Origin of the sequence: uncultured Corynebacterium sp., from assembly GCF_946998835.1 — a bacterium.
Lineage (GTDB): Bacteria > Actinomycetota > Actinomycetes > Mycobacteriales > Mycobacteriaceae > Corynebacterium.
In genome coordinates this window covers 1-18072 of the sequence record NZ_CAMQAZ010000011.1, presented here as the reverse complement: position 1 = coordinate 18072, position 18072 = coordinate 1, and the positions used below count along the sequence as shown (strand labels likewise).

The window sequence follows — 18072 nt, the reverse complement described above, 5'->3', positions numbered from 1 at the left end:
GCGGAGCCGGTTCCCCGTGTCTAGAGGAGTAGACACAACTCAGCTCGCCTTGGGGGTAACCGAAAGTCACGGGGCTTCCATTGAGGCAGGGAGTGAGCCAATCTATTAGTGACAGTCGCCCAGCTAATAGGTCGCAAAAGGGCAGCCTGTCGCCAACGGTTTGGCAAGCACGCTCACGAAAGACTCTGACCATGCGCACACGCACAATATCCCTACTCACAGCGGTAGCAATTAGCGTCGCCAGCTTAGGGATTGCAGCACCCGCCCAGGCTCAAGTAGAAGAAAACCTTGGGTCAATCTCGATACCCTACGTCCTATCTGACACCCCACCCGGCGAGGACACCACCGCCGTTCGGGCCGTCAAGGAGTACGGGCCATGCACTCTGAAACTCGACAACATTCATCTTCGCAAGTCCGGAGGTTGGGGAACCATAGGCTTCAAGGCGCACACCAACTGCCGTGTGCCTGTCAGCAGCATTAAGCACAGCTCGGACCTACGGTACAAGTACTACACCGCGTGGAAGCTTGCCCTAAGCGGGGTGCATGCTTCTGCTTACAATACAAATACCCTCACTCAAAAGAACGTGGCCTTTACATGCAACGGCAAGGTAGATACCCGCTTCATCGGTGTCACCCTGGGAACCATCGTCTACCACGGAAAAACCTACTACGCCCGCAGCTACTCCTCTGTGGCTAATCTCCCGTGCCGGGTGTAGAAACGTGTCTATGAAAATTGTCGTCTGCGTCATTTACCCGCGCTACCCGGATAACACCGAGCCGCTCGGCGGGTTCGTCGAGTCCGAGGAGACCGCCCTCGCGATTGACAACTGGTGGCGCGCGCAACCCGGCGGAATGATGGGCACCTGGGAAGATTTCGAGGTCGAGGTCGAAAGCCGCGACCAACTCCTTTACGGAGTGTTCACCGGCACACCCACTCTCGAAATCACCGATAGCAACTTCTGGGACCCTATCTGTTACGGGGTGTACACCGACCGGGAAGAAGCCGAGCGGGCAACAAAACCAAAGTCGATGTGGGAAGCGAACAACAGTCCCCAGAAATATGTACTCCCTTTCCGCCTGGGCTGGAAGTATGACAGATACTTCCCTGACGGAAAGCCGTGGCCGCCAGACCAGTTGTAGACCTGCGACAGCTCCGCCCCTCGGGCAGGAGCGGGACGCGGGGCGGCAATACCTATCTGTCAACTCGCCACGACTCTAGTACGCAGTAAGTCAGCGGGCGAGCAGCCTACGCGGTCTTTCGCGCCAGTGTTACCTATGAGGACGTGGTGGGGACGAAATTATCCATGACCTCCCTAACCCGCTCCAGGTCGCCGGGCATCAGGTGCGAGTAGATGCGAAGGGTCGTGGCCACATCTGCATGACCGAGCTGGCGCTGTACCTGCAACACGGTGCAGCCGCGGGACAACATCAGAGACGCTGCAGTGTGCCTGAGGTCGTGACGGGTTAACTGCTTCGGAAACGTCGGGTCAGTAGCCTGTGTCTCAGCGACAGACGTACTCCACCAGCTGTGGGAAGAGCTAGGCTCCGGCAGCACGCCCCCGCCGCGTGGGGACTCAAATAGGAGCGCACCGGGCAGCCCACGACGAGCCTCTAGCCGCGTTGCCAATGAGCTAGGTACCGCCACTTGCCGGACTGCTGACTCTGTTCGGGGTCTGGGAGATAATGCGGGTGGGGTAGTTTGCGGCTGCTGAAAGCGGACGATACCAAGCGCGATACACCGCACCGGACGGTAAGCGGTACGGCTCCACGTTTCCGGATAAACTTGGCCAGCTTGCTTGGCTATCCGAAGATAAGAAGGCAATCAGGCCTGTCGATACAATGGCGCCAATCGTATATTTAAAGCAGGGAGGCGACATGAGCATCTCAATGCATCTGGATGAATACATGGCGCGTCGGGGCATCGTCCCCGATGACACCGTGGTTAACGATGATCCCTGCGCAATTTTTGACGGCAACGTAGAGCGCGACGGCAAGTCCCAGCGGGAAGTCGAAGAGTCGGAGCGTCGCCTCGAGGAAGCAGAGTCGGCGGTGTTGGATGCACTCGGCGATTAAATTCGGGCAATTTCAACGATTCGGACACGACCAGCCGCTGTGATGTTAATCACGAACTCGGCAAGTGGTGGCACGGGGATTTCGTCCGCCTCCTGTCTCTTATGCACTCGCCTCAGTGTCTAATTTGGACAGCACCCCAATAGGGGAACACTGTTCTCTACCTGCAGAATCCTTGCGCGGCTAAAGCGTGGGCGCTGTCGATCTAGTCGCGGTGATGTTTTGCCCCATCTTCCTTTGGGTGCTCTTCCTTTATTGGCGACATCGCATATTCACGCAATCCAAACATGATGAAAGCCTCATGATTTATGGCATAGTGTCCTGGCAAGGATTTGGAAACAAAAGCTGTTTCCGTTTCGCAGTTCATCCGCAGCTCAATAGACAAGGACCTCAGCCACGTGATTTACGAGAAACTCGATACTGTGCACACCAACGCTGCGTCTGCTCCAGATCTTGGGACCTTCGCCGTTACATTCGCCGGTCAATCGCGCCCTTGGTTGGACACTCTTGCCAGCGCTATCGCCAGCGGTACTGCACAGAAACTATGGGACGCGTTCACTCTCGCCGAGGAACTAATCGCACCGCTTAACGACGATCTCGTAGGCCAACTACCTGCAGGCTTTAATCCTTTTGGTTGGGCTACCTCTCTTGCCACTGAGGAGCCATTTACCGGAGATACAACCAACCCTGCGGTCAGTGTTCCGGGCATTCTCTTGGCGCAGTTGGGCGTCATTGAGCAGTTGGCAGCGCAGGGTATTGATATCTCCGAAGCGACAGCGGTGGCAGGGCATTCGCAAGGTGTGTTGGCCGCTGAAATCGCGATGCACCCAGAAAAAGCAGCAGATATTCTTGCACTCGCTCGCCTTATTGGTGTGGCCTGCGCGCGCGGCACTCGGGTAGCTGGATTTGGTCGCGCGCCAATGCTGAGCATCTCGGGGCTGACAGCCGCGGAATTGGAACCGCTCCTTCCACAGGGATGCGTCATCGGGCTGAAGAACACGCGGACTACCAGCGTCGTTATCGGTGCCCAGGAAAAGTTGGAACAGCTCGCCGAGGGACTCACTGACCAATTATCCAATCAGCTCACGGCAGGGCAGCGGAAGGACCGTGCTGTCGAATGCACGACACTGCCAGTGAGCGGGGCCTTTCACCATCCAGTGCTTGCCTCCGCTGTGAAATGGGTGGTGCAACAGGCTGACCGCATCGGACTGGATACCGATGTGGCCGACCGGCTCGCGCGTGCAATTTTGGTTGACCCCAGCGATTGGAGTGCCGAGGTACGGGGGCTCATCGACCAAGGGGTCACCACTATCGTGGATTTGGGGCCAGACACGGGCGTCGTCAAGCTGACGGAGCGCAATGCTGAAGGGTACGGCGTAGCGGTGCTCTCTGCGGCAACTGCGGCAGGGCAGCGCGCACTTTTTGAGGCCGACATTGAACACCCCACCTCCTGGCGGGAGTTTGCACCGCGCCTGGTCACGGGTGATAAGCCCCGTGTTGAGACGAAGTTCACTAGGTTAACTGGGCGTGCGCCGATTCTGCTCGGCGGCATGACACCAACAACTGTTGACCCGGAGATTGTTGCTGCTGCCGCGAATGCTGGTTTCTGGGCGGAATTGGCCGGTGGCGGTCAGGTCACGCCGGAGATTTTCGAGGCCAATGTCCAACGTCTGTCGGAGCTGCTCGATGAGGGGCGCAGTGCACAGTTCAACACCATGTTCTTGGACCCGTACCTGTGGGGCCTGCACGTCGGGGGACGTCGTCTGCTGCCGCGTGCGGTGGCAGCGGGACGTCCGATTGACGGTGTGACCATTTCTGCGGGAATTCCGGAAGTGGACGAGGCAGTCGAGCTGGTGAAGCAGCTGCGCGAGGGTGGGATTCCGCATATCTCGTTCAAACCGGGCACCATTGAGCAGATTGAATCCGTGCTGGCAATTTCAGATGCGTTGGTGCAGCAGGGTGTTCACTATCCGATCATCATGCAGGTTGAAGGTGGGCGTGCTGGTGGACATCATTCCTGGGAGGACCTCGATGACCTGCTAATTAACACTTACGCAAAGATTCGTACCCACGATGTGGTGCTTGCTGTTGGCGGTGGTATCGGTAAGCCGGAGCAGGCCCGCGATTACCTGATGGGAACGTGGTCGACTCGCTACGGCCTGGCCCCAATGCCGGTGGATGCGGTCATCATCGGCACCGCCGCGATGGCGGCTAAGGAATCGACGGCTTCTGAGTCTGTGAAACAATTGCTCGTTGCTACCAACGGCACCGATAAGTGGATTCCCGCTGGCGGCGCCGTTGATGGCATGGCCTCGGGACGCAGCCAGTTGGGCGCTGACATCCATGAAATCGACAATGCCGCAGCACGTGCTGGCCGATTGCTCGACGAGGTTGCAGGCGATGCCGCAGCGGTAAACGAACGTCGAGCGGAGATCATTGCTGCCATAAACGCCACTGCGAAGCCCTTCTTCGGCGATGTCGACTCCATGACCTACGCCGAGGTGCTGAATCGCTATCTCGAATTGTGCGCACCGGACGGTGAGTTCATCGACCCGACGTGGGCGACGCGCTTTGTCGCACTTGTCGATCGTGTGGAAGCGCGACTCAGTCCGGCCGATGAGGGCACGTTTGACGCGCTTGCCGACGGTGACAGCGTGCGCACCCAGCCGCGGGACGAAACTTCGAGGTTGGCTAGCCTCCTGGACTTGGATATTCGCCTCCACCCGGCAGATGTCACCTTCTTTATCTCCGAGCTGTGCCGCACACCGGGCAAACCCGTTCCCTTTGTGCCGGTTATCGATGCTGAGGTACGGCGCTGGTGGCGTTCGGATTCGCTGTGGCAGGCCCATGACTCCCGCTATGACGCGGATGGAGTGTGCATTATCCCAGGACCACAGGCCGTGGCAGGTATTACTCGCGCGAATGAGACGGTGGCGGAGATTCTGGGCCGGTTTGAAAAGGCTACCGCCCGGGCGCTGATGGAGGACGGTTATCTGCCAGGTGCGCCTGTCGACACTCTCAGCCGGATGCTCGCAGCACCTGTGATCTGGTGGGCAGGTCGGCAGCAGCCGAATCCAGCACTGGCGCTGGGGCCGGAACACGAGTGGGTGTGTGTCTCTGACGAGGCCGATTACTCCGGTGCACAGCGTCTGGAGCATCCAGGCACGGGTGCCATTTTGGAAACCATCGAAGTATCTGGCAGCGCCGAGGAAATAGCCGAGGAAATAGCGGAGGACCTGTCGTGGGCACAGTTGACCGTACCGCTGCCGGAGGCCGTAGGCGAGGATACGCAACTTAAGATTCGCATGTGCCAGAGTGAAGCGGTGGGCGCGGTGCCCGTCGTCAAGCATGAGGATGCGACGTCGGCGATGCGGGAGCTGACGCGGATTGCCGCCGGTGGTGAGCTTGCGGATGTTGTTGATGGGGTCGCGGTGTGGGAATCCGCGTGGGACCTGATGGCAGTGGCTGACTACGACGCGGTGACCGTTGCGGCAGCTGACGATGATGCTCGGGCGACAGTGCCAGATGTGCTGGTCGGACATGCCTGGCCGGCAATCTTTGCAGCGATTGCGCAGGCGCGGACTGAGCACGGGATAGATGTTGTCGAGGGCATGCTGTCGCTTGTGCATCTGGAGCATCACATTCGTATGTTCGGAGCACTGCCGCAGGAAAACACAACACTGCGAAGTAGTGCGCGTGTCGACGAGGTTGTCGATACGGACCTGGGACGAGTAGTTGTGGTCCGTGCGGAGATTCACAATGGTGACGAACTATTAGCCACCTTGAGTGAACGCTTTGCCATTCGTGGTCGAAACGGTGGGCAAACGGCGCGGACCAATACTGTGCCATTGCCGACGGTGACGGATACGCCACGGAGCTTCCGAGGGGCGATGACTGTAGAAGCCCCGCGGGCAATGGCGCCGTTTGGCAGCGTCACAGGCGATTGCAATCCCATCCATGTTGATTCCCGCGCAGCTGCTCTCGCTGGTTTGCCAAGCGTCATTGTCCATGGCATGTGGCTGTCTGCGATGGCGGAGCATGCAGCCGTAGCAGCCTCAGATGCGGGCGTAGGAAACCGAGTATCTGAGTTCACCGCGACTATGTTGAGCCCCGTGCTGCCTGGGCAAAAGGTGAGTTTCTCCGTGGAGCGGCGCGGCTTTGATAACCGCCCTGGCGCCGGTGAGGTCCGTGAAGTCCTCGCCACGGTCGATGGGGAACTCGTGCTGACCGCCACCGCCGTGATCGCCGCGCCGACGACTGCATATGTGTTCCCCGGCCAGGGCATTCAATCACAGGGGATGGGTCTGGACGCGCGGACGCGGAGCGTGGCTGCCCGGCGCGTATGGGGCGAAGCAGATGCGATGACCCGGGAGAAGCTCGGCTTTTCCGTGCTGGCAATCGTCCGCGATAACCCCACAGAAGTTGTTGTCGATGGGGTGCGCTATTTCCACCCAGAAGGTGTCCTGAATCTTACGCAATTTACCCAGGTAGCAATGGCTACCTTGGGGCTGGCGCAGGTCGCGGAGCTGCGTGAGGCAGGGCTGTTGGATGAATCGGCGCACTTTGCCGGGCACTCAGTTGGCGAGTACAACGCGCTGGCAGCTTTTGCCGGTGCGCTTGATGCAGATGCCGTGTTGGAGGTCGTGTACCGTCGCGGCTTGACCATGCACGAGCTGGTCGAACGCGATGAACAGGGGCGTTCCAACTATGGTTTGTGTGCGCTGCGTCCGGACAAGATTGGCGTGAGCGAAGGTGAGGTCGCGGAGTTCGTCGGTCACCTGGCGCAGGAAACGGGTGAGTTCCTCGAAGTTGTCAATCTCAACCTGGCGGGCAAACAGTATGCCGTTGCAGGTACCGTCGCGGGCCTGGAGGCGCTTGCCGAGCAGTGCGCGCGTCGAAGCCCGGATGGCAAGGGCTTTGTGCGTATTCCGGGTATCGACGTGCCCTTCCATTCCGGTGTTCTCCGGGATGGAGTCGACTCTTTCCGCGAACATCTGGATCGATTGCTGCCGGCAGAGATTGCTCCAGAGCGCCTGGTTGGACGCTATATCCCGAATCTCACCGCAACAGCGTTTGAACTTTCGGAGCAGTTTGTCCGACAGATGACGGCCGTCGTTGATTCAGAAATTCTGGAAAAAATTCTCGCTGACTTCGAAGCTGCTGCCGAGAACCCGTCGTACTTGGCCCGTACGCTGCTGGTTGAGTTGCTGGCCTGGCAGTTCTGTTCGCCGGTGAGGTGGATTGAAACGCAGGATCTGCTTTTCGACGACCTCGGAGTCAGCCGCATCATTGAAATCGGTGTTGGTACTGCGCCCACACTTGCAAACTTGGCTGCCCGAACCTGCCAGCTGCCCCGGCACCGCAGCCGTGACATTCGAGTACTCAATCTCGAACGCGATGCTGATGCCGTATTTATGCGCGACCAGATTCAGCCGGAGAAGCCAGAGTCGGAGCGCGAGCCGGCCCTGGAACGCGCTGCGGATTCGGAGACAGCCCAGGTAACCGCGGGGGCTGAGCACTCCGCCGCCGAACAGAACACGGCTGCCGAACAGGCCACGGCTGCCGAACAGGACACGGCTGCCGTGCATGAGGCCAGGGGAGCCAGCGCCACCACCTCAAGTGCAGAAGTTGCTGATATCACCATCAGCCCAGCCGAAGCACTCGACGTGCTCATTTGTCAGTGGACGAAGTTGCGTCGAGACCAGCTGGGCGCAGCCGACTCGATTGAGACTCTGGTCGACGGAGTTTCGTCCCGGCGTAATCAGCTACTGCTCGATCTCGGGGTGGAATTCGACCTCGGTTCAATCGAGGGGGCTGCCGATGCGGAGCTGCTGGACCTGAAGGCCAAGACCGATAATTTGGCCAGTGGCTATACAGCCTTCGGGCCAGTGCTTACCGAAGCTGTTGCTGACGGTATTCGCCGCATCACGGGGCCTGCCGGTGCGGGGGCGAACTACATTGCTGACTACGTTGGCGATGAGTGGCAGCTCGGCGACGGCTGGGTAACCGCAATCAACGCTGAAATTATGCTCGGTACCCGCGAAGGCGCGTCCCTGCGTGGCGGGGAGCTGGCGTATCTTGCGCCGGCAGCTCCAACGAACACGTCAGAGCTCAATCAGCTCATCGATGAAGCGGTAGTCGCTGTTGCCGCGCTACGGGGTATCTCTGTTGCCAAGCCGTCGGCAAGCGAAGGGAGGGCGGGCCTGGTCGACTCGAGCGTGCTCAATGAGTTCGCCGACAAAACCACAGGACAAACGGGCATTCTGGCGACCGCTGCGCGGACGATTCTGGAGCAACTTGGCCATGAGTTCACCGGCGCCATCGACTTCAACGCCGATGATGCTGATGACAACCTGGTTAATCTCGTCACCGCTGAGCTCGGCGCGGACTGGCCGAAGCTGGTGACGCCGTCGTTCGCGCCGACTAAGGCAGTGCTTCTCGACGACCGCTGGGCCACCTCCCGCGATGACCTTGCCCGCCTTTGGGCAACAGCTGACGAGGATGTGGCCGAAGCCGCGCCGGGCAGTATCCACGAAAGCGCAGCCGAGCAGGCACAATGGTGGGCTGCCAAGGCCGACCAGGTCGGTCGGACGCAGCTGGCGACAATTTATCGTCAACTGGCGGAAGAAGCCGGAAGCCGGACTGATGAGCTACAGATGAGCGCCGAGATTGCAGTAGTCACCGGGGCCTCGCCACACTCGATTGCCTCGGCTGTGGTGGCGCAGTTGCTCTGTCAAGGCGCGACCGTGGTAGTGACCACCTCACGTCTGGGACACCAGCGACTGAGCTTCTACAAGGAGCTCTACCGCACACATGCGCGAGGTGACGCGAAGATGTGGGTGGTTCCGGCTAACTTGTCGAGCTTCCAGGACCTGGATTCCCTTGTCGACTGGATCGGAACCGAGCAGACTACGACAATCGGCGCGGATGTGGTGGTTACCAAGCCAGCTCTGGTGCCGACCCTGCTATTCCCATTTGCCGCCCCGCCTGTTTCGGGTTCGCTTGCCGACGCAGGCCCCGCGTCCGAGACCCAGATGCGCCTACTTCTGTGGTCGGTGGAACGCCTTATTGCAGGGTTGTCTGCACTCGGTGGGGATAACAATCTGCAGCAGCGCTTGCATGTGGTGCTGCCTGGCTCGCCGAATCGCGGTCGCTTTGGTGGCGATGGCGCCTACGGTGAAGCTAAGGCAGCCCTCGATGCAGTGGTGGCACGCTGGAATGTGGAGGATTCCTGGCGCACCCGCACGACATTGGCGCATGCGCACATTGGTTGGGTCCGCGGCACCAACCTGATGGGTGGTAACGACCCGTTGGTTGCTGCAGTGGAAGAACGGGGCGTGCGCACCTTCTCCACCGAAGAAATGGCAGCCCAGCTCGTTCGTCTGGCCAGCGTCGAGGCTAAGAAGAAGGCGTGCACACGCCCCATCGTTGCCGATCTCACTGGCGGATTGGGCGAGGTGGACCTCAATATTGCTCAGTTGGCGCAGGAAGCTGCGCAGGCGGGGCAGGAGTCAGCAGAAGGTGCCGAGGTTGGTGATGTGGCTACCGCACAGGGACCGTCGTCAAGCCGAGTTCTGCAGGGCCTGCCCAGTCCGCGCCGGCCTATTGTGCAGACGACACCGGCCTTTGATGACATCGCAGTGGCGACGGAGGACATGGTGGTCATTGTCGGTGCCGGCGAGCTGGGGCCATATGGTTCTTCGCGGACGCGCTTTGAGGCGGAAGTCGGTGATCTTTCGGCAGCGGGAATCGTAGAGTTGGCCTGGTCAATGGGACTAATCTCCTATGAGGGTGGCTGGCTCGATGACGAGGGGCAGGCTATTGCCGAAAGCGACATTGTTTCGCGCTACCGCGATGAGGTGCTAGCGCGAGTTGGCGTGCGTCGGTACGCCGATGATGGCGATCTGGTCGACAATACGATGACCGAGCTGACCACGGTCTACCTGGATCGCGCGCTGAGCTTTTCGGTGCGTGACCGGCAAACAGCAGAGACATTTGTCGCGTCCAATCCGGACAACACCACTGCGAGCTTTGATGCCGAGACAGGCCAATGGTTGGTGACCCGGGCTGCGGGCACACCAGTGCAGGTGCCTCGGCGTATGGCGATGAGTCGCTATGTTGGCGGGCAAATTCCACAGGGTTTTGATCCGGCACGCTACGGTATCCCGGCGGACATGATGGAAAATCTAGATCGTGTGAGCTTGTGGAACCTCGTCTGCACCGTAGATGCGTTCCTGTCGTCCGGCTTTAGCCCAGCGCAGCTGCTCGAAGCGGTGAACCCTGCGCGGGTGTCATCGACACAGGGAACGGGAATCGGTGCGATGGAGTCGCTCCGTAGCCTTTACATCGACGGATTGCTAGGACAGCCACGCGCCAATGACGTATTGCAGGAGGCACTGCCGAATGTAATCGCGGCGCACGTGATGCAGTCCTATGTCGGTGGCTATGGGCAGATGATTCATCCGGTTGCCGCTTGTGCGACGGCGGCGGTGTCGGTGGAGGAAGGTGTCGACAAGATTGCCCTGGGCAAGGCCGATTTTGTTGTCGCCGGTGGCTTCGATGACCTCTCGACAGAGGGAATTACAGGTTTCGGCGACATGGCTGCTACCGCTGACTCCGCCACCATGGAGGACAGAGGCATCGATCAGGCATACTTCTCCCGACCGAACGATCGCCGGCGTGGAGGATTCGTGGAATCGCAGGGCGGCGGCACGGTGTTGTTGGCCCGCGGCGACGTAGCCCGTGACCTGGGGCTACCAGTACTTGGTGTAGTCGCGTACGCGCAGTCATTCGCCGACGGTGCGCACACCTCCATTCCGGCTCCCGGCTTGGGTGCGCTAGCCGCAGCACAGGGCGGTGGAAAGTCTTCCTTGGCCCGTGCGCTTGCTGCGCTCGATGTCACTGCGGACGAAGTTGCGGTGTTGTCCAAGCACGATACGTCTACCAATGCCAATGATCCCAACGAGTCCGAACTGCATGAATGCATCGCTGATGAACTCGGTCGTGCGCCGTCGAATCCGTTGCTCGTGGTCTCTCAGAAGTCGTTGACCGGGCACGCTAAGGGCGGAGCCGCGGCCTTCCAGCTCATTGGTCTGACTCAGGTGCTGCGCAGTGGCATCGTGCCGGGGAATAAGTCACTGGACTGCGTCGATCCCGTGTTGTCTAAGCATGCGCGTCTGGTATGGCCAACGCAGACAGTCAACTTTGGCAGCACGCTGCCGTTGAAGGCCGGGTTTGTCACCTCACTCGGATTCGGGCATGTCTCCGCTTTAGTTGCGGTTGTCCATCCGGAAGCTTTCTACCAGGCGATTGCGCAACATGATGGAGCAGAAGCGGCGAAGCGTTGGCGGAGCGCGGCACACTCGCGAGAAGTAGCTGGCCTGCGTCGCATCGACGAGGCCATCTACGGTGGAGAAGCGCTGTATGAGCGTCCTCGCGAGCGCAATCTGGCAGACGGTGGTTCGTTTGGCTCACCCGCCGCTTTGGAAAAAGCCGTCCTGCTTTCCGACGGTGCCCGCCTGGTAGAAGGTGTCCTGCACCCATGATTGGCATCGACCTAGTCCACGTCCCAGGCTTTGCGGAACAACTGAATGCCTCAGGCAGTCAGTTCGCGCAAGCAGTTTTCACGCCGGCGGAGTTGCTGGTGGCGAGGCGACGTGGACTGGGAGAGGCCGCGCTGGCACGTCATTTAGCAGGCCGCTGGGCTGCTAAAGAAGCCTTCATCAAGGCCTGGTCACAGGCATTTTTCGGAAGCGCGCCGCCAATTTCTCGGGATCAGCTGGACTGGCAGGAGATAGAGGTGCAACCGGATGCGTATGGCCGTGTGAGCCTGCGCCTCCACGGAGCTGTGGGTTGCCACTTCCACGATAGGCAGTGGCAGCGGGGGCCGTCGTTAAGCATCTCGCACGACGGCGACTACGCGATTGCCATTGTGCGTTTGGACTAGCCCCCCCAAAAAGCAGCTGTTAGTCGGCAGTAGCGATTGTTAACGTGCTGCTTCCGCGACGCTCATGAGATAGGAAATTGTCATGCGCTTAATTTCCTGCACAGTCAGCTCATAATGTGCTGACCGTTCGGCCTCGCTCCCCGGATGGTCCACTGCATAATTCAGCAGGGCGTACGTGGCGTTAATTAAGAGGTCGGCGATAAAGTTCAGTTCCGCCTCGCTTGACGACGGCACCAGCGGGCGCAGCACTTGTGAGATCTCGGTGACCAGGCGGGACTTCGTGTCCTCAGCCGTGGCTCGGGTGGCGGGAGTTGATTGCACCGCCAACCATACGGCCCTTCTTGAGACATCACCGCGCCACAACGTAGCTAGGTGGTCGATGAACTCCGAAAGGAACTCGGGCCATTCCAGCGTGGGAATCGTCTGACTAAAACGTGAGACCTCTTCGATAACGGCTTCTGTATCCTGGCGGTCGAGCTCGCAAATCATCACGAATTTGTTCGCGAAGAACTGGTAGAGGGTGCCGATGGGGATGTCTGCATGTCGCGCTACTTCATCGAAAGTGAAGGACTCAAACCCATGTTGCACGAGCACCGCGCGTGCAGAGCTGAGCATTCGCGCGTACCGTTCGCGGCTGCGCTGTTGAGCCGGGGTGCGGCGGGGACGAAGAATCTCCGGAGTTCCTTGAGGTTGATTCACGACTGCGAAACTGTCTGCTCGGTGTGCGGTTAGTAGGCGGCGGTGAGGCTGCCAGTGTCAAGCTAGCTCTCGGTGGACTGTGACTCTACGCCCAAGTCGCGTAGGACTCGCTGGACGTGGCCCTTAGCGCGAACGTTGTACCAGGCCTTCTCGATTTCACCTTCAGCGTTGACCAGGAAGGTTGAGCGGATAACACCCTGAACAATCTTGCCGTAATTCTTCTTCTCGCCGAAGGCACCGAACGCGGTCATGGTTTCCTTGTCCGGATCGGACAGGAGGGTGAAGTTCAAGCCGTGGTCCTCACGGAACTTTGCGAGTTTCGCCGGCTTGTCCGGAGAAATACCTACGACAGGAATGCCGGCACCATTCAGGGCTGCGGATTCATCGCGGAAGTCGCATGCCTCAGTGGTGCAACCTGGGGTGTTAGCCCGCGGGTAGAAGTAAATCAGCACGGGCTTGCCCGCGTAGTCCGACAGAGAAACCTGCTCTTCGGCGTCGTTGAGAAGAGTAAACGCGGGAGCTGGCTCACCAGCTTCCAGTCGGATGTTATTTTGGCCGAATTCTTTTTCGTTGGCGGAAGAAGTAGTCATGAGTTAATCGTATCGACTCTGGGGCCATGCGTGTTGGCTCTGGAGTATTCGAGGAGTATTTCCCAGTGCTCGACCACGTTGCCGTACGGGAAGTGTTAGTCTTTTAGGCGAACAATCACTTTAGATACTCAACTTTTTAGGGAGTTTACGTGGCTCGCAGCATTGAAGATATCCAGCGCGATATTGAGCGTAACCGTAACCAGCTCGCCCGTACTCTGGATGAGCTAACCGTGCGAACGAATCCGAAGAACGTTGCGGATGACGCAAAGACCCGCGTTGTCGATGTTCTGAACGAGCCGAAGGTGCAGGCGGCACTGGGTGTTGTCGCCGCACTCGTTGTTGGCGGCATCGCAATGGGAATTCGTCGCAACCGTAACCGCAGCAAGGAAATCGACCGCATTCGCGAGATGATCGAGGCTGCTGCGAAGTAGTTTTCGGTAGTTAGCGCACAGGCCCCAAGTGGTTACTTGGGGTCTGTGCGCTTTTCAGCAGCCGCAAACTACCGAAGTTTTGTGCCCAAATCGTGCCCAATGTCTGCCCTTTAGAGGTTGTTTCCCGGGTGCACGGGCGATTAATGTACCCTGGGCATGCTATTGCGAAAAACGCCCTGAACAGGGAGTTACCTTTAAAAACGCCGAAAGCCAGACAGTAAAAACTGTCTGGCCTGGGCTTTCGTGCGCCATCAGGGACTCGAACCCCGAACCCGCTGATTAAGAGTCAGCTGCTCTGCCAGTTGAGCTAATGGCGCTTACCGTTTCCTGCTTGGTGCTCTCTTTGTGAGCTCCTCGCTGGCAACGAAAAGATATATAACCAGGTTTCTGATTGTTTGTAAAATCGGCTGGTCAGCCGGGGTTTTTATGTCGCCGTTTTTGCGTGTTTTTGTAAGGAGTTTGCGTAACCGTTTGAAAAAAGTTCAAAAAAAGTTTGAAAAACCTCAAAGTGGGGTTGGTTGGCGACTTGTATCAACGTTTGAGGCAGTACCCACTAACTTCGAGGCAATATTCGCTGGGCTGGTATAAACCGCCGTCGGGCTATTGTGGCTGTGAAATTCGGGCGTAGGTGGGGATGGCCGGAGAGAGGCTAAGGGGTAGCTAGGGTGCGACTGGGAGGTGACACTGGATAGTGAACTGATTACTTTTTGGTAACGCTTCTTGGGGACGTTCTGTTTCTGCAGGTCAATTCAAATGCCCAACTTTTTGGGGGTTGCACAGCAGTTTTCTAGAGGGTTAACTGTAGGGACTGTCAGACTATCTTGCATGTTGTGCCCTGTGTGGGGCTTCAAACTGTGACTGTCTAGCCGGCGCTGTACAGTTATAAGACTTTTTCACCTCGGGTTAACTGTTTTCGGGGACGGCCAGCGCTAGTGCAGGGTAGTCTGATTTTTTCAGGGCGTATCAAGTTTGTGCTGGTGAGCCCGCTAAAGTACTAGCTAATAATTGCACTGTTGGAGTGAAGCACGATCATGCGGCAATCTTTTAAGCGTCTGTCGATGACGGTGGTGGCGTTCGCGACCGCTGTTTCTCTAGCGGCTTGTACTGTTGGCGGAGAAGAAGCCGAACAGCAAGAGGCGAAAGAGGCAGACGCTGGTCTTGTCGCGAGCGTGAAGGATGATGCCACGGAGGTTTCTGTGGTTGACCCCATTTCGGTCGAGGTTGGCGAGGGACATCGCCTGGATAAGGTCGTAATGACCAACCCTGAGGGCAAAGAAGTAAAGGGCAAGCTTGACTCCACGGGGTCTAAGTGGACCACTGCTGAGCCCCTGGGCTACTCGAAAACTTACGAGATTAATGCAACCTCGGGTGCGGAAAAGCTTTCGAGTTCTTTCACTACTGTCGAGCCGACTAATCAGGTGAACGGCTATCTGTCTCCACTGGATGGTTCTACTGTAGGTGTCGGTCAGCCTATTGCTGTGAAGTTCAGCGCGAGCATCTCGGACCGAAAGGCCGCGGAGGAAGCCATTAAGGTGACCACTGAACCTAAGGTGGAGGGTGGTTTTTACTGGCTGAACAACACTGAGGTTCGCTGGCGTCCAAAGGAGTACTGGAAGCCGGGCACGAAGGTTACCGTAAAGTCCGACATTTACGGTACGGATCTCGGTGACGGCATGTACGGTGCGGAGTCCGCCGAAGCTAGCTTCACTATCGGTGATGAAGTTATCGCTATTGCCGATGATGCGACCAAGACCATGGTTATTAAGAAGAACGGTAAAGTCGTGAACTCCATGCCCATTTCCATGGGGTCAAATGTTCACCCGACTCCGAATGGTCAGTACATCATTGGTGATCGCAACCAGAGTATGGTGATGGACTCTCGCACTTACGGTCTGTCGCTGGAAAATGGTGGCTACGTCACTCCGGTTAACTACGCAACGCAGATGTCCTATTCCGGCATCTATGTCCACGGCGCACCGTGGTCAACGTGGGCACAAGGTAGCGTCAACCAGTCTCACGGTTGTATCAATGTTTCTGATGCCAACGCTAAGTGGTTCCTGGACAACACGAAGCGTGGTGACATCGTCATTGTGAAGAACACTGTTGGCGGGACGCTCTCTGGTGTCGATGGGCTGGGTGACTGGAACATTCCGTGGGAGACCTGGAAGAAGGGCAATGCCGACGAGACCAGCTCCTGGTAACTCCTTCACATCGGTAGCCTTTATTCCTACGCCGGAGTTAACCCGCCGCTCAAGCCCCGTAGGTTAGCTCTTACCTATTCGCCCAGCATTCCCAGCTCCTGCGCCCGAGCAACAGCCGCGGTGCGGGAGCTGACGTCTAGCTTGGTGAAAATATGCACCAGGTGCGATTTCACCGTCGCTTCAGTGAGCACCAGTTGTTCTGCGATTTTCCTATTCGACATCCCCCGTGCGACCAACTCGAGCACTTCGAGTTCGCGCGGGGTTAGTGCTGTATTGGGGTTGCGCATCCGGCCCATCAGGCGCCCGGCTACCTGCGTGTTCAGTACCGTTTCGCCACGGACGGCGCGACGGATGCCATCAATCAGTTCCTCCGGCGCAGCATCCTTGAGCAGATAGCCAACGGCACCTGCAGTCACAGCGCCGAGTACATCGGAGTCCGAAGAATAATTGGTCACAACCAACACTTCCGGAGCTTTCACACCGCGCCCGGACAAGGCACGAATGGCTGCGGTGGCATCGACACCGCCTGCGCGCGTGTTGGTGCCAGGGGCCTCGCCAAAGCGAAGGTCCATCAGTACCAAATCGATGCGGTCGCAAGAGTCGTCGTCAAGCGATGCGCGTACCTTATTGACCGCCTCATCAGCGCTGGCGGCCTCGCCGACCACGACGATATCCGGCGCCGATTCAACGACTGCGCGCAGACCAGCCCGCACGATGGGGTGGTCGTCGGCGATGAGGACTCCGATGGGTTTGGTCACCTGGCTAACTCCTCGGGTGATGTGAACGTTTGTTTCCTACCTGCATACCAGGCGCGGTTCTTTAGGAGGCGAGTTCGTGGGGGATACTGACGCTGACTCCGCAGCCGCGCCCCGGCTCCGATTCGATGGTGAAGGTGCCGCCGAGCTTTTCCACACGTCGGCGCGCGTTGGCGATACCGACGCTGTCTCCGCTGGTGGGTGTGGTGGGGTCGAATCCGATGCCGTTGTCGACGCAGTCGAGCAGAACTTCGTCGGGCTGGTAGGTCAGGGTGACGCGGCAACGTGTGGCGTGTGCATGCTTGACGACGTTCGCCAAGCTCGCCTGGGCCACCCTGATGATGGTCGCCTCGACGGTGGCTGGCAGGCGTGTCGGCGTGCCGTCGACGCAGAAGCTGACAGCATCGCCGAGCACCGTGGAGGAGCAGACGTTCTCTAACGCGCTGGAAAGGTCGGAGCCTTCGAGGGGAGCCGGCTGAAGCGCTGCAATGATGCGGCGGGTCTCGGCGAGATTGTCGGCCGCGACCTTGCGGGCGAGCTGTAGAGAATCAAGTGAGGCCTGGTCATGCTCGATGGGGGCGTTCTTCATGCGCGACTCCACCGAATGCAGCAGCAGCTGGATGGAGGACAGGCCCTGAGCCACAGTGTCGTGGATATCGGCTGCGAGGCGTGCGCGTTCGTCCAGTTCACCAGCGCGACGTGATAGCGCTTCCGAGCGGGCGCGGGCAGCCGAAAGCTCCTCTAGTGCCTTGGTCTTTTCGATGGTCTCCTTCTGCAGAAGCCGGAACCCCAGCCCCACAGTGAGGACAAATGTTCCGCCCAGGATGGGGCCGAGGACACCACCAAAAGTCAGCGGCGTGTGGACAGCGATAGCACCGATTGCCGTCGCGGTTGTCGCAACCACCATGATTACAGCGGTAAGCCCACCGGTGACCTGCAAAATTACGAAAAACAGCGGGAAGACCAGGAACGAGGCATCCAGCGTTGCGAACGCCATCGCAGCCCAGCACAGCAGCAGAATCACAAGCCAACCCAGCAGCAGACCGCGCGGCTTCGTCAGCGCAACCTCGTTGGCAACGTTGCCATGGCGAGCCCGCCCGATTGGTCCGACCGAACCCGCAATATAAACCACCAGAAAGCACGCCGCATAAGTGATGATTCGCCACTCCGGGTTCGGCACCACGCATACCGCCAGCAGCACCAGCACCAACACATCCAGGGCAAACCGCAGCACTTGCCAGCTGCGGTTCAGAGTCTCAGGAGTATCCACGCTCTCGAGCTTAGGTCAGTTCCACCTGCCAAAACACCGCTGACGAGCCGGAATCGTCAACATCAACCGAAAGTTGGAGACGAAGTTCAACCTCCATGGCGATTAAATCC

General features: G+C 58.7%; 12 protein-coding genes and 1 tRNA gene. 7 read left to right on the top strand and 6 right to left on the bottom strand.

The features are described from left to right. The first annotated feature begins 584 nt into the window (after positions 1–584). Entirely contained in the window at positions 585–716 is a 132-nt protein-coding gene (locus Q0U90_RS05335) for a hypothetical protein (protein WP_259789016.1), read from the top strand. A gap of 10 nt (positions 717–726) precedes the next feature. Continuing rightward, on the top strand, positions 727–1140 hold the full coding sequence (locus Q0U90_RS05330) for a hypothetical protein (protein ID WP_297452422.1): 414 nt from the start codon (positions 727–729) through the stop codon (positions 1138–1140). Positions 1141–1273: 133 nt separating this feature from the next. Here Q0U90_RS05330 and Q0U90_RS11625 read toward each other — a convergent pair whose 3' ends face one another. Next, on the bottom strand, positions 1274–1555 hold the full coding sequence (locus Q0U90_RS11625) for a tyrosine-type recombinase/integrase (RefSeq protein WP_366516634.1): 282 nt from the start codon (positions 1553–1555) through the stop codon (positions 1274–1276). Positions 1556–1875: 320 nt separating this feature from the next. Here Q0U90_RS11625 and Q0U90_RS05325 point away from each other — a divergent pair, with 320 nt between their 5' ends. The 3 genes from Q0U90_RS05325 (at position 1876) to Q0U90_RS05315 (ending at position 12016) form a co-directional block, all read left to right on the top strand. Beyond that, positions 1876–2073 carry a hypothetical protein gene (locus tag Q0U90_RS05325; protein WP_297452421.1) on the top strand — a complete coding sequence of 66 codons (198 nt, stop codon included), beginning with the start codon at positions 1876–1878 and terminating at the stop codon, positions 2071–2073. 395 nt (positions 2074–2468) lie between these two features. Next, positions 2469–11615, top strand: coding sequence for a type I polyketide synthase (locus Q0U90_RS05320; RefSeq protein ID WP_297452420.1), 9147 nt, complete (start codon positions 2469–2471; stop codon positions 11613–11615). Beyond that, positions 11612–12016: a holo-ACP synthase gene (locus tag Q0U90_RS05315; RefSeq protein ID WP_297452419.1), complete on the top strand. Its 405-nt coding sequence runs from the start codon at positions 11612–11614 to the stop codon at positions 12014–12016. Before Q0U90_RS05320 ends, Q0U90_RS05315 begins: the two co-directional genes overlap by 4 nt. 39 nt (positions 12017–12055) lie before the next feature. Here Q0U90_RS05315 and Q0U90_RS05310 read toward each other — a convergent pair whose 3' ends face one another. Both Q0U90_RS05310 and bcp read right to left on the bottom strand, forming a co-directional pair. Beyond that, complete coding sequence (locus tag Q0U90_RS05310; protein WP_297452466.1) at positions 12056–12631, bottom strand: TetR/AcrR family transcriptional regulator; 576 nt, start codon at positions 12629–12631, stop codon at positions 12056–12058. Positions 12632–12777: 146 nt separating this feature from the next. Next, positions 12778–13305 (bottom strand): thioredoxin-dependent thiol peroxidase, encoded by a 528-nt coding sequence (gene bcp / locus Q0U90_RS05305; protein WP_297452418.1) that lies wholly within the window; start codon positions 13303–13305, stop codon positions 12778–12780. 149 nt (positions 13306–13454) lie between these two features. Here bcp and Q0U90_RS05300 point away from each other — a divergent pair, with 149 nt between their 5' ends. Further along, positions 13455–13736 (top strand): DUF3618 domain-containing protein, encoded by a 282-nt coding sequence (locus Q0U90_RS05300; protein ID WP_297452417.1) that lies wholly within the window; start codon positions 13455–13457, stop codon positions 13734–13736. Between the two features lie 244 nt (positions 13737–13980). Here the strand turns inward: Q0U90_RS05300 and Q0U90_RS05295 are convergent. Then, positions 13981–14053 (bottom strand) — tRNA-Lys (locus tag Q0U90_RS05295). Positions 14054–14767: 714 nt separating this feature from the next. On the opposite strand from Q0U90_RS05295, the gene Q0U90_RS05290 reads away from it, so the two are divergent. Next, positions 14768–15937, top strand: coding sequence for an Ig-like domain-containing protein (locus Q0U90_RS05290; RefSeq protein WP_297452416.1), 1170 nt, complete (start codon positions 14768–14770; stop codon positions 15935–15937). A 74-nt stretch (positions 15938–16011) separates the two neighbouring features. On the opposite strand, the gene Q0U90_RS05285 is transcribed toward Q0U90_RS05290, so the two are convergent. Next, positions 16012–16695: a response regulator transcription factor gene (locus Q0U90_RS05285; protein ID WP_297452415.1), complete on the bottom strand. Its 684-nt coding sequence runs from the start codon at positions 16693–16695 to the stop codon at positions 16012–16014. Positions 16696–16756: 61 nt separating this feature from the next. Further along, complete coding sequence (locus tag Q0U90_RS05280; protein ID WP_297452414.1) at positions 16757–17962, bottom strand: sensor histidine kinase; 1206 nt, start codon at positions 17960–17962, stop codon at positions 16757–16759. Between the last annotated feature and the right edge of the window lie 110 nt (positions 17963–18072).

Bases quoted from the DNA above. Each gene is read 5' to 3' on its own strand.
- Q0U90_RS05315 (WP_297452419.1), top strand. From the start codon at position 11,612: ATGATTGGCATCGACCTAGTCCACGTCCCAGGCTTTGCGGAACAACTG.
- Q0U90_RS05290 (WP_297452416.1), top strand. From the start codon at position 14,768: ATGCGGCAATCTTTTAAGCGTCTGTCGATGACGGTGGTGGCGTTCGCG.
- Q0U90_RS05325 (WP_297452421.1), top strand. From the start codon at position 1,876: ATGAGCATCTCAATGCATCTGGATGAATACATGGCGCGTCGGGGCATC.
- Q0U90_RS05330 (WP_297452422.1), top strand. From the start codon at position 727: ATGAAAATTGTCGTCTGCGTCATTTACCCGCGCTACCCGGATAACACC.
- Q0U90_RS05310 (WP_297452466.1), bottom strand. From the start codon at position 12,631: ATGCTCAGCTCTGCACGCGCGGTGCTCGTGCAACATGGGTTTGAGTCC.
- bcp (WP_297452418.1), bottom strand. From the start codon at position 13,305: ATGACTACTTCTTCCGCCAACGAAAAAGAATTCGGCCAAAATAACATC.